This is a genomic window from Faecalimonas umbilicata, from assembly GCF_004346095.1.
Classification (GTDB): Bacteria; Bacillota; Clostridia; order Lachnospirales; family Lachnospiraceae; genus Faecalimonas; species Faecalimonas umbilicata.
Window position 1 is genome coordinate 18,288 of the sequence record NZ_SLZV01000021.1, and the last position, 11,699, is coordinate 29,986.

An 11,699-nucleotide genomic window follows, 5' to 3' on the forward strand; every position below is an offset into this window, starting at 1 on the left:
ACCTCCATGTTTCATTCTACTTTCTTTTCTCTGCACTTTCTCTTTCTGCACATTCTTTACATTGTCCGTAGAATTTCAACTCGTGGTCCAGAACATGGAAATCCGTTTTCCTCTCAATATAACTTTCCAGCTCCTCTAAGAGATCATCTTCAAAAGACCATACCTTTCCACAACTTTTACATATCAAATGATGATGATGATGCTTTCCTTCCTCGCCTTCGATCAGGGTTCCGATTTCATATCTGACACATCCATCATCCAGATTAATCCGATCCACCAATTGCAATTCCAGTAACAACTGTACCGTCCGGTATACGGTCGCCAATCCAATTTCAGGATAGTCAACTTTCACCAGTTCATAAATGTCCTCCGCTGTCATATGCTCACCACGATGTTTTTCAAGCACCTCAAGTACAAGCAGTCTCTGGTTTGTCACTTTCAGTCCCTGCTCTTTTAATATTTTCTTAAACGCTTCCTGGTTTAATGTCATATGCCACCTCATCTGCAAAGTTCTATACTCAAATGTATCTAAACTACATTTCAATATCAACGTCTTCTAATAATTCTTCAAATACTTTTGAAACTGCAAGAAGTTCTGTATCATCTTCCACAACTTCATATACACTTTCATCCTCTTCTACTTTACTTAAATCCTTCAAGATCAGACATTCTGCATCATCTTCTTCAGAATCTGTAACAAGAATATATGTCACACCGCCTAATTTTGTCTGTTCTAACACAAAAAATTCTACTGCCTGATCTTCTCCTTCAAATGTAAATGTAATCTTTTCCATAAAAACTCCTACACTTCTTCCATATCCTCGTCTGACTTCTGTCTGAAATAAACAGAATCCAGATATCCCTGCAAGATAAAAACTGCCGCGATCTTATCTACATATTTCTTGCGGTCTTCTCTTCGTACGTTATTTTCGATCAATGTCCGTTCTGCCTCGACGGTTGTCAGGCGCTCATCCCACATCGTAACCGGAAGTGCTGTTCTCCGCTCAAGCATCTCCTTGAATTCCAGCGACTTCTCTGCCCGGTCACCGACAGTGTTGTTCATATTCTTTGGGAAGCCAAGAACAATCTCCTCGACCTGGTATTCCTGCACAAGCGCCTCAATACGAGCCAGTGTCTTTCTTAGCTTGTTCTCTTCCTTCCTGCAGATTGTTTCAATTCCTTGGGCAGTAAGACCTAAAGGGTCACTGATTGCGACCCCCACCGTCTTAGACCCATAATCCAGTCCCATAATCCTCATACGATATTATTCCCATCCGTGATGCTCGATATACGCTTTCAGCATCTCCTCTACAAGCTCGTCCCGCTCCATCTTCATGATCAGACTTCTCGCGCCATTGTGACTTGTGATGTAAGTCGGATCTCCTGACATAATATACCCTACGATCTGATTTACCGGGTTGTATCCTTTTTCTTTCAGTGCCCCATACACGATCTCAAGAATGTCTTTCGCCTTGATCTGTGGTCCGGTCTCCACATGAAAGAACTGTGTATTGCTCAAATCTTTCATCTTTTCTTCCTCCGTTTCATACATTTCTATTCTAATATAAATGTACCAAAAATACAATGAATATTTTGTGAAGGATTTTTAAAATGATTCTCAAAATAAAGTTTTCTACTTTTACAATGCATCCACTGTCCATGCATCTTTTCCGACAGTCACTCTTAATAATCTACCAGATAAGTTTTCATCAGACAAGATTGCCAGCCGGATATATTCCTTCGTATGTCCGATCCAATATGTCTTTCCGTCTTTCTCCATCTGTTCCTCTACAAGAATTTCTGTCTCTTTGCCCGCAAATTGCTCCTCATAAGCTTTCCGGTTCCGTTCATCCAATGCAAGTAACGTGTTACTCCTTTTTGTCTTCTCCGGCTCCGGCACTTGATTCGGCATTACCGCAGCCTTTGTTCCCTGACGCTTTGAATATTTAAAAATATGCGTCTCATAAAAATTTACTTTTTCTACAAATGCCCTTGACTCTTCAAATTCTTCTTCGGTCTCTCCCGGGAATCCGACGATTATATCTGTAGTCAATGCCGGATTTTCAAAATATTTACGGAGCAGCATGCATTTTTCAAAATATTCTTCTGCGGAATATCTTCGGTTCATCCGCTTTAAAGTCTCCTCGCAGCCACTTTGCAATGACAGATGAAAATGCGGACAGATTTTTGGAAGTGCAGACAGCGCCGACGCAAATTCTTCTGTGATAATGCGGGGCTCCAACGATCCGAGTCGGATTCTCTCGATTCCTTCGATTGCATGAACCGCCTGGATCAGCGAAAGTAACGTTTCCTTTTCTTCAAAGTCAACTCCGTAAGAACTCAGATGAATTCCTGTGAGCACAACTTCCTTATAGCCATTGGCCGCAAGTGCACTCACTTCTTCCACAACTTCTTCTTTTCTTCTGCTTCTGACACGACCTCTCATGTATGGGATGATGCAGTATGTACAAAACTGGTTACAGCCGTCCTGTACTTTAATGTATGCCCGTGTGTGTTCTGCAGTCTTGGTCAGATGGAGTTCTTCGTATTCTTTCGTGTGATTGATATCAATGACTTCCTGCTGCACAAACACACCGTCTGCTTCTTTTCGTTTCTGCTCATACTCCTCAAGAATCTCGATCAAATTCTGCTTCTTATTATTTCCGATGACAATATCAATACATTCATCGATCTTATCGCTGTTTTCCTGCGCCTGCACATAACATCCCGCCGCCACAACGATTGCATCCGGATTCATCTTTTTTGCCCGGTGGATCATCTGTCTTGACTTTCTGTCAGCCATATTGGTCACCGTACATGTGTTGATAATATAGATATCCGCCCCTTCCTGAAACGGAACAATCTCATAGCCATTCTGTTCCAACAGTTCCTGCATCGCCTCTGTCTCGTATGCATTGACTTTACATCCAAGATTATGTAATGCTGCTTTTTTCATCTTTTTTCCCTTTCTTTTTCTGCTTCTATGTAATTGTTATCCAAAATCACGAAAATTTCTCCATTTCTTTGGCACTTTGTTTCTTGACTTTTATACCCCCAAACTTTAAGATAAGGGTAGAACAAAATTCAAGGAGGATTATTCAATGAAAACAGTACAAATTTCATTAAATTCAATCGACAAAGTAAAATCTTTCGTAAACGAAATCACAAAATTTGATCACGATTTCGACTTAGTATCCGGAAGATATGTGATTGACGCAAAATCTATCATGGGTATTTTCAGCTTAGACTTATCAAAACCGATCGACTTAAACATCCACGCTGAAAAAGACCTTGATACTATTTTAGAAGCGCTTGCTCCATACTTAGTATAAGTTTTCAACAGTCACCTACGACTTTGATAAAGAAGTATACAGATATTCTCCGGAATGTCTGTAAGAAAATATAGATATGTTCCGGCCGGCTCCGGTCAGGAACATATCTATTTTTTTACTATTTTACAACAATCGTCTCCACAGTGTTCACAGCTGCCTCAAACAGTTCATCAATCTTTTCTGCAAGATTTTCTTCTGATCTGCGGATCACATTGATATTCGGTTTTGTCACCGGGTGTTTTGCGACAAAGATCGTACAACAATCCTCAAACGGAAGAATAGATGTCTCGTAAGTATCGATTTTCTCTGCAATCTCCACGATTTCCTGCTTGTCAAATCCAATCACCGGACGGTATACCGGCAGTGTACATACATCATTGGTTGCTGCCAGACTCTGCATCGTCTGGCTCGCCACCTGTCCGATACTCTCCCCTGTGATCAACCCAAGGCATCCGCTCTCTTTTGCAAAATGTTCTGCAATCTTCATCATATAACGGCGCATAATAATCGTCAGCTCATCATGTGGACACTTATCATAAATATACAGCTGAATGTCTGTAAAGTTGACAATGTGCAGTTTAATCGGTCCTGAATACTTTGCCACTAATTTCGCAAGATCGATCACTTTCTGCTTTGCACGCTCACTTGTATACGGTGGTGCATGGAAATAAGTTGCCTCCAGCCCGACTCCTCTCTTGGAAATCATATAACCTGCTACCGGGCTGTCAATCCCACCGGAGAGCAGAAGCATCGCCTTTCCGTTTGTTCCCACCGGCATTCCACCTGGTCCCGGAATGATTTCTGAATAAATGTAGATCTGTTCGCGGATTTCAATATTCAGCTTGATCTCTGGCTTGTGCACATCTACCTTGATTTCTGGAAATGCCTCTAAAATAGCCTCTCCAAGATCGCAGTTGATCTCCATAGAATTCTTCGGATAACTCTTCTTGCCTCTTCTTGCCTCTACTTTAAATGTTGTATTTTTATTCGGATACATCTGATCCATATAATCTACAACATCTTTTTTTAATTGTTCAAATCCCTGGTCTTCCACATGGACTACCGGACAGATTCCCACGATTCCAAAAACTCTCTTTAAACTTGCGACAGTCTCCTCGTAGTCATACTCTCCTTCACATTCTACATAGATTCTCCCCTGGGATTTGTGGATATCAAAAGTTCCATCCACATCTTTCAGCGCATAGCGCATCTGACGAATCAAGGCATCCTCAAAAAGATATCTGTTTTTCCCTTTGATCCCGATTTCTCCGTATTTTATCAAAAATGCATGAAATATCATTTTTCTTATCCTTTCTTTTGCATATTATATCAATGTCTTGTATACCTTCTCAGCATCGGTACACAATTATATAATGTTTCCAGTGTATAGTCAATTTCCTCTTCGGTTGTAAATTCGGAAAGACTGAATCGAAGCGTCGCATCGAGGTATTCTTTCTTCACACCGATTCCTTTCAGCACACCGCTGATTGCCGGATGATTTGATGCACAGGCAGAACCGGAGGATACATAGATTCCTTTGTCTTCCAACGTATGAAGCAGCACTTCACTTCGGATTCCAGCTACACCGACACTGATAATATGCGGCGCACTCGTCTCATCTGTCACTCCATGGATCACTACGTCATCGATTTTCTGGATTCCTTCAATGAACCGATTTTTTAGCGCACGCATCTTTGCGGTCTTTTCATCCAAATCCGTATAAATCTCTTTGACGGCTCTTCCAAGTCCAGCAATCCCCGGAACATTCTCCGTGCCGGAACGAATATTTTTCTGCTGTTCTCCTCCGAAAATAATCGGATGGATCTTCACCTTCTCGTTGATATAAAGCGCTCCGATTCCTTTCGGTCCGTGGATTTTATGTCCGCTCACAGACATCATATCAACCCCGATCCGCTTTGGATAAATCCGATATTTTCCAAATCCTTGAACTGCATCCACATGAAATAAAATTTTATTGTTGTACCCCTTAATGATACGCGCTGCTTCCTCAATTGGTTGAACCGCTCCCATCTCATTATTCACATACATGATCGATACGAGGATTGTCTCCTCACAGAGCGCTTCCTGCAGTGCGGAAAGCTTCACCTTTCCTTCTGCATCCACCGGAAGATACGTCACGCGAAATCCTTCTTCTTCAAGATAATGCATCGTATTTAAAATTGCCGGATGCTCGATGGACGAAGTGATCAGATGTCTCCCTGCCCGATGATTTGCCCTTGCAGCACCGATCAGCGCAAGGTTATCGCTCTCAGTTCCTCCGGAAGTAAAAAAGATTTCTTTTTCCTGCACTTTCATCGCCTTTGCAATGATTTCCTTTGCTTCCTTGATATATTGTTCTGCCTCGACTCCTTTTCTGTGCATAGAAGATGGATTTCCGTAATCTTCACACATTACTTTTCCAACAATGTCCCGCACACATTCATAACACTTTGTTGTCGCCGAATTGTCCAGATATATTTCCATAGTTTTCTCCTGTTTTCTTTTACTATCAGATTATGTCATTCCTGTTCCAGATGATACATCAGCACAGACAACATCGTCATCCCCGCCGTCTCTGTGCGAAGGATCCGCCTTCCAAGCGTGATCGGATATGCTCCTGCCTCCATGGCAAGCTTCACCTCTTCTTGCTCAAATCCGCCTTCCGGACCAATAAAAATCCCAACCGACTGCCCCGGCTGTATCGCTTGGATCCGCTCTTTTGTAGCCTGCATTCCCTCCGCCAATTCATATGGGATCAGAAGAACATCAAGGCTTTTCGCATAAGAAAGCGCTTCCTGAAAGTTCATCACTTGTTTTATTTCCGGGATCACATTTCTCCCAGCCTGTTTTGCAGCGCTCTCTGAGATCCCGCTCCACCGTTCTCTCTTCTTTGCCGCCTTTTTCTGATCCAGCTTTACCACTGCCCTCTTTGTCGCAACCGGAATCACTTCCCATGCCCCAAGTTCTACCGCTTTCTGGATGATCAACTCCATCTTATCGCTCTTTGGGAGCCCCTGAAACAGATAAAGTTTTGATGGAAGTTCATTTTCCGCTTCCCGTTCCTCCAAAATCCGAGCCATTACCTTGTCTGCCTCCAGTGATTCGATCTCACAGAGATACTTCTTATTGTTGCCATCACTGATTTCCAACTGCTCTCCCGTCTTCATACGAAGTACATTCTTCATATGATTGACGTCCGACCCGGTAATCTCAATGTATCCATCCCTCACTTGATCTGGCACTACAAAAAAATGCTGCATGTTCTTCTATCCTCTTTCTTAGAAATTTTTTCTTGCGGTAACAGATACCCACTCTCCTTGATAGGTCACTTCCAGCACTTCCAGCCCCGCTGCCTTCACTGCCTCTACAACAGTATCTTCCTTGTCATCGATGATTCCGCTTGTAATATAGATACCACCTTTTTTCAGCTGATTTAAGATCACTGGTGTCAGTGGCACAAGAACATCCGCAAGAATATTTGCCACAACAATGTCATACTTATCATAGCCGACTTTATCCTGCACTTCCTTGTCATCAATAATATTGCCAATCATGACTTCATACTGGTCTCTAGTAATTCCATTGACTTCCATGTTTTCATAAGTAGCATCGATTGCACACGGATCAAGATCTGTCCCCACAGAATAAGCTGCGCCAAATTTTAAGGCAAGCATGCCAAGAATTCCGCTTCCACATCCTACATCAAGAATTCTTGTCTCCTTTGTCACATGTTTCTTCAGCTGACGAATACAAAGCTGTGTCGTCTCGTGCATTCCTGTTCCAAATGCTGTTCCCGGATCGATATGAATGATCATCTTATCCTCGTCTTCCGGTTTTACCTCTTCCCAGGATGGAATAATTAAAATGTCATCGACATAGAACTGATGAAAATACTGCTTCCAGTTATTTACCCAATCCAGATCTTCTGTCTGAGACTCTTCGATCGTCCCTTCTCCTACATTCGCATAGGCACGCATCGCTTCAAACTCATCTCTGACCTTTGCAAGCATCTCCTCTTTATCCACTTCCTCCTCAAGGTAGAAGCTGAGGTAAGCAATCCCATCATCACTCTCGATCTGCGGCAGGATGTCTACAAACATCTGCTCTTTATCAGCCTGTGTAAGCGGCACTTTATCCTCAATCTCCACACCTTCAATTCCCAGATCCATCAACATACTGCTGACAAGGTCTTCTGCCTCTGTTGTTGTCTTTAATCTGAATTTGTTCCATCTCATAATCATTCACCTCTTTAAAAAATCTAATCTGCATCTTCTCCCAATAACAGATTCCTTATCTTCTCTGTTCTGCCTATTTTTACTTTACTGTATTAGAAAATCCCCAGGTGCTCCAGAAGAATCTTTATTCCCATTAAAATCAGGATCAATCCTCCTGCCAGTTCCGCTTTGGACTTATATTTTGCACCAAATACATTCCCAATCTTCACCCCGCCTACGGACAGTAAAAATGTTGTCACTCCGATAAATGCAACTGCCGGAATGATGTCCACCTGCAAGAATGCAAATGTGATCCCTACTGCGAGCGCATCAATGCTGGTCGCAACCGCAAGCACAAGCATCTCCTTCACCTTAAGAGAATCTTCTTCCATCCCGCACTCTTCGCCGTCTTCCCGCGATTCTTTGATCATGTTCAGACCGATGATCCCAAGAAGTACAAATGCAATCCAGTGATCGATCGAAGTGATCACATGGCTGAACTGCACACCCAATGCATATCCCAAAAGCGGCATCCCCGCCTGAAATATACCAAAATAAAGTCCGACAATGCCAGCCTTTGTCCATGTACATTTCTTCATCGCCAATCCTTTGCAGACTGACACTGCAAACGCATCCATGGAAAGACCTACCGCGATCAAAAATAATTCTATGATTCCCATTGTTTTCTTCCTCTTCTTTTGTTTGCTCTGCAAGGTCTTCCAAAATCTATTTTTAGACCTATCAATTTATCATAACATAAAAAGGAAGTTTCTTCTACACTATTTTGAAGCTGTTGCTACTCTTCACAGATTTCCCGAACTTCATCATGCATCTCTCCCGCATATTGTTCTTCTGTCATCGTCACAAGAACATCTCCTGCTCTGATCATTGTGTTTCCTCTCGGAATAATCTCTCTTCCGCTTCTTTGAATCGACACAAGCAGGCAGTGATCCGGCCACTGGATTTCTCCAACCTCATGATCCGCTGCCGCTGAGCCAAACATCACAGACTGCCGCATCAGTACTTTCTCCCTGCTTCCTTCTTCTTTCCGTTCTCCTCTGCCCGCGAGCAGGCGTTCCAGAAGGCTTTCGTAAATCGGATCAGACTTTAATAACGTCGCCACAATATATGCCACGATCGAGATGATCGAGAGTGACAGCATCTGGCTCACTGACCCAGTCATCTCAAAGATCAGGATGATTCCGGTCAGCGGCGCACGCACGATCGCGGTGAAATAGCCTGCCATTGCAAGTAAGACAAAATTATTGATATAATCCGGGTCCATTCCAAAGTAATTGACACCGATCATTCCAAAGATTCCCCCAGTCAGTGCTCCAAGCACAAGCAGTGGAAAGAAAATCCCTCCCGGCGCCCCGGAACCGAAGCAGATTGCCGAGAACACAAATTTCGCTGCGAGCAAAAAGATTGCTCCCCCAAGCAATAGCTTATGATCCGTCATCAGATCGATCAGTTCATGTCCGCTTCCAAGTAATTCCGGCACTGTAAATGCAAAAATTCCGGCAAGCGTAAATGGAATCAGCAGTCGTGTCACTTCATTTAACCATGAGACTTTTTTATACATTGCCTGCACCGTCAGCGTAAACCAATTGTAAAATGCACCGAAGCATCCAAGAATCACTCCAAGCACAACGATCATCCAATAATAATTCTGTGGAAGTACATTTCCGATATCAAACTGAAATACCGGTTCTATCCCGATAAACTGAGAAGAAATATAATCTGCAGTAATCGATGCGGTCATCACCGAAATCAGCACAGATACCGAGAAATTTTTATGCACTTCTTCAAGTGAGAACATCACCCCCGCAAGAGGCGCATGAAATGCCGCCGACAGCCCGGCGCTCGCCCCACAGGTCAACAGAAACTTTTCTTCCGTCCGATCCCGCTTTAACAGTTTTGAAATCCCTTTTCCCGTCATTGCTCCAAGCTGGATCGACGGGCCTTCCCTTCCAAGCGATAATCCCGCCAGCAGTGACAGAAATCCTCCTGCAAATTTTGCCGGCAGCACACGCCACCATTTCTGCGATAATTTTCCCGCCATCTCTCCTTCCAGCTGTGGGATCCCGCTCCCTGAGATCATCGGCTCCCACCGGACAAGCAATCCTACAAGAACTGCCAACACCATTAAGACAAGCAGCCACCCTGCCATCCGCATCGGAGACTGTCCCGCAAAGGTGATGATCTCATCCATCCACTTCCCGGCATACTTCAATGCAATGCGGTAGGCAAGGACGATCAGGCCTCCAATCATCCCGACAAGCAGACCCTCTCCGATCAAAATGACCGGAAGATGCTCCTCTCTCTTAATCATCTGCGATGTATCATGCTTCATCTTTCTCCTCCTTACATGCTCATTTTCCTGTCCGCCGTCTTACTTCCTTGAAACAGACATCACTTTTCAATTTCCTCAAAACTATTTAACTCCAAAATTCCGCCATTGTCTACCCTGAAAATGCGATCGGCATTTTGGATCGTCGATAACCGGTGTGCGATCACGAAGGAGGTTCTTCCCTTTAATAACGCTTCAATTCCTTTCTGCACAAGAAGTTCTGTATGTGTGTCAATACTAGATGTCGCCTCATCCAGTATGAGTATTTTAGGCTCTGACAGCATCGTTCTTGCAAATGCGAGAAGCTGTCTTTGTCCCGCTGAGAGTCCTGCGCCGCGCTCTTTTAACTCTGTATCATATCCCTTCTCCATCTTCATGATGAATTCATGGGCATGGACTGCCTTTGCTGCCCGGATGATTTCTTCCTCACTGGCTTCTAACCTTCCATATCGGATATTTTCCCGAATTGTTCCCGAAAACAAGAAGACATCTTGTGTCATAATTCCCATCTGACTTCTAAGACTTTCAATCGTCACACTCTTTACATCCCTGCCATCAATACAGACCTGCCCGTGCTGAATATCATAAAAGCGGCAGATCAGATTGACAATCGTTGATTTTCCTGCTCCGGTCGGTCCGATCAGCGCCACTGTCTGACCAGGCTCAATCTCAAAGCTGACATCCTTTAATACTTCCTTTTCTTTCTCATAGGAAAAGGTTACATGCCGAAAGCTGACAGCACCTGTGATCTCCGGCATCTCGCAAGCTGTCTCTCCGTCAGTCAGGTCCGGCTTCGTGTCAAGAATCTCAAAAATACGCTCTGCTCCTGCAATATTTGTCACAAGCTGATTATAGAAATTACTGAGGTTCATGACCGGTCGCCAGAACATTGAAATGTATGTTCCAAATGCGATCAGCGTTCCGACCTGCAGCATTCCGTCAAGAATCATATTAACCCCGAAAAAGTATAGTACCATTGTTCCAAGTCCCCAACAGAAATCTACAATTGGACCAAACGCATCTGCATAGCGCACTGCATCTACAAAGGAGTCCTTATGCTCCTGTAATAATTCTTCAAAAATCTGTTTCGTTTCCTGCTCCGCCCCGAAGCTCTGCACAACATACATCCCTGAAAGATCTTCATGGACAAATGCATTCATATTCGATCCTTTTTTTCGGTGGATCTGCCACCGTATATGGGATTTGCTCTGCACAAAGGCAACTCCGAGGATCATAAGCGGCAAACTGGAGAGCGCTGCCGCTGCCAGCTTCCAGTTTTTGACAAACATGATCCCGACCACCGACAAGATTGTGATAAAATCCGGAATCAGTGTCGTGACACTGTTTGACAGCACCTCCTTCAAAGAATTGACATCCCCTATGATCCTTGCAAGAATCTTCCCGGTCGGTCTGCTGTCAAAAAACTGAAAACTCAGTGTCTGGATATGCGTATACAATTCTTCACGGATTGTGAGAAGCACCTCATTTGACACCTTCGCCATAATATACATACGCATTTTCACAAGCAGGACAAGTGTCAGGTTCAAAAGAACTGCCACAATACCAAGCCTTTTTAACCCATGCCAGTCTTCTCCTGCAATATAAACGTCAATCGCCTGTTGGATGATCAGCGGATTGATCAGTGTGATCACAACTGATACAAGCATAATCGTCAGCACTGCCACGACCTGCTTTTTATATGCGAGCAGATAATAGAACATCCGCGCCAGTGTCCTTCTCTTTGACACTGTCTGGACCTGCTCATCTGTTCTCGTTGCATTTACCGCCATCGTTTTTCTCTCC

The 11,699-nt window shown here is 43.7% G+C and carries 13 protein-coding genes; 1 reads left to right on the forward strand and 12 read right to left on the reverse strand.

Annotated elements, in window-relative coordinates:
* Window positions 1–16 precede the first annotated feature (16 nt).
* The 5 genes from EDD74_RS10180 to mtaB form a co-directional block, all read right to left on the reverse strand.
* Entirely contained in the window at window positions 17–490 is a 474-nt protein-coding gene (locus EDD74_RS10180) for a Fur family transcriptional regulator (RefSeq protein ID WP_116441829.1), read from the reverse strand.
* 43 nt (window positions 491–533) lie between these two features.
* A complete protein-coding gene (locus EDD74_RS10185; RefSeq protein WP_008976276.1) occupies window positions 534–794 on the reverse strand; it encodes a DUF1292 domain-containing protein in 261 nt (86 codons plus the stop codon).
* A gap of 8 nt (window positions 795–802) precedes the next feature.
* Window positions 803–1,258 carry a Holliday junction resolvase RuvX gene (ruvX, locus tag EDD74_RS10190; RefSeq protein WP_009262784.1) on the reverse strand — a complete coding sequence of 152 codons (456 nt, stop codon included), beginning with the start codon at window positions 1,256–1,258 and terminating at the stop codon, window positions 803–805.
* A 6-nt stretch (window positions 1,259–1,264) separates the two neighbouring features.
* Window positions 1,265–1,528, reverse strand: coding sequence for an IreB family regulatory phosphoprotein (locus EDD74_RS10195; RefSeq protein ID WP_009262785.1), 264 nt, complete (start codon window positions 1,526–1,528; stop codon window positions 1,265–1,267).
* A gap of 111 nt (window positions 1,529–1,639) precedes the next feature.
* Complete coding sequence (mtaB, locus tag EDD74_RS10200) at window positions 1,640–2,956, reverse strand: tRNA (N(6)-L-threonylcarbamoyladenosine(37)-C(2))-methylthiotransferase MtaB (RefSeq protein WP_008976279.1); 1,317 nt, start codon at window positions 2,954–2,956, stop codon at window positions 1,640–1,642.
* Between the two features lie 145 nt (window positions 2,957–3,101).
* On the opposite strand from mtaB, the gene EDD74_RS10205 reads away from it, so the two are divergent.
* Entirely contained in the window at window positions 3,102–3,332 is a 231-nt protein-coding gene (locus EDD74_RS10205; protein WP_008976280.1) for an HPr family phosphocarrier protein, read from the forward strand.
* Between the two features lie 118 nt (window positions 3,333–3,450).
* On the opposite strand, the gene thiI is transcribed toward EDD74_RS10205, so the two are convergent.
* From thiI to EDD74_RS10240, 7 genes are all read right to left on the reverse strand, one after another.
* Complete coding sequence (thiI, locus tag EDD74_RS10210) at window positions 3,451–4,632, reverse strand: tRNA uracil 4-sulfurtransferase ThiI (RefSeq protein WP_116441828.1); 1,182 nt, start codon at window positions 4,630–4,632, stop codon at window positions 3,451–3,453.
* Window positions 4,633–4,661: 29 nt separating this feature from the next.
* Window positions 4,662–5,816 carry a cysteine desulfurase family protein gene (locus tag EDD74_RS10215; protein ID WP_016439261.1) on the reverse strand — a complete coding sequence of 385 codons (1,155 nt, stop codon included), beginning with the start codon at window positions 5,814–5,816 and terminating at the stop codon, window positions 4,662–4,664.
* Window positions 5,817–5,851: 35 nt separating this feature from the next.
* The gene (locus tag EDD74_RS10220; protein ID WP_116441827.1) at window positions 5,852–6,592 is read right to left on the reverse strand and encodes a 16S rRNA (uracil(1498)-N(3))-methyltransferase; all 741 of its coding nucleotides are present in this window, start codon (window positions 6,590–6,592) and stop codon (window positions 5,852–5,854) included.
* An 18-nt stretch (window positions 6,593–6,610) separates the two neighbouring features.
* Window positions 6,611–7,567 carry a 50S ribosomal protein L11 methyltransferase gene (gene prmA / locus EDD74_RS10225; protein WP_116441826.1) on the reverse strand — a complete coding sequence of 319 codons (957 nt, stop codon included), beginning with the start codon at window positions 7,565–7,567 and terminating at the stop codon, window positions 6,611–6,613.
* Between the two features lie 92 nt (window positions 7,568–7,659).
* The gene (locus EDD74_RS10230) at window positions 7,660–8,226 is read right to left on the reverse strand and encodes a manganese efflux pump MntP (protein WP_008976285.1); all 567 of its coding nucleotides are present in this window, start codon (window positions 8,224–8,226) and stop codon (window positions 7,660–7,662) included.
* 116 nt (window positions 8,227–8,342) lie between these two features.
* Window positions 8,343–9,899, reverse strand: a complete 1,557-nt coding sequence (locus EDD74_RS10235) for a ClC family H(+)/Cl(-) exchange transporter (RefSeq protein ID WP_116441825.1) — start codon at window positions 9,897–9,899, stop codon at window positions 8,343–8,345.
* A gap of 59 nt (window positions 9,900–9,958) precedes the next feature.
* A complete protein-coding gene (locus EDD74_RS10240) occupies window positions 9,959–11,686 on the reverse strand; it encodes an ABC transporter ATP-binding protein (RefSeq protein WP_116441824.1) in 1,728 nt (575 codons plus the stop codon).
* Window positions 11,687–11,699 lie beyond the last annotated feature (13 nt).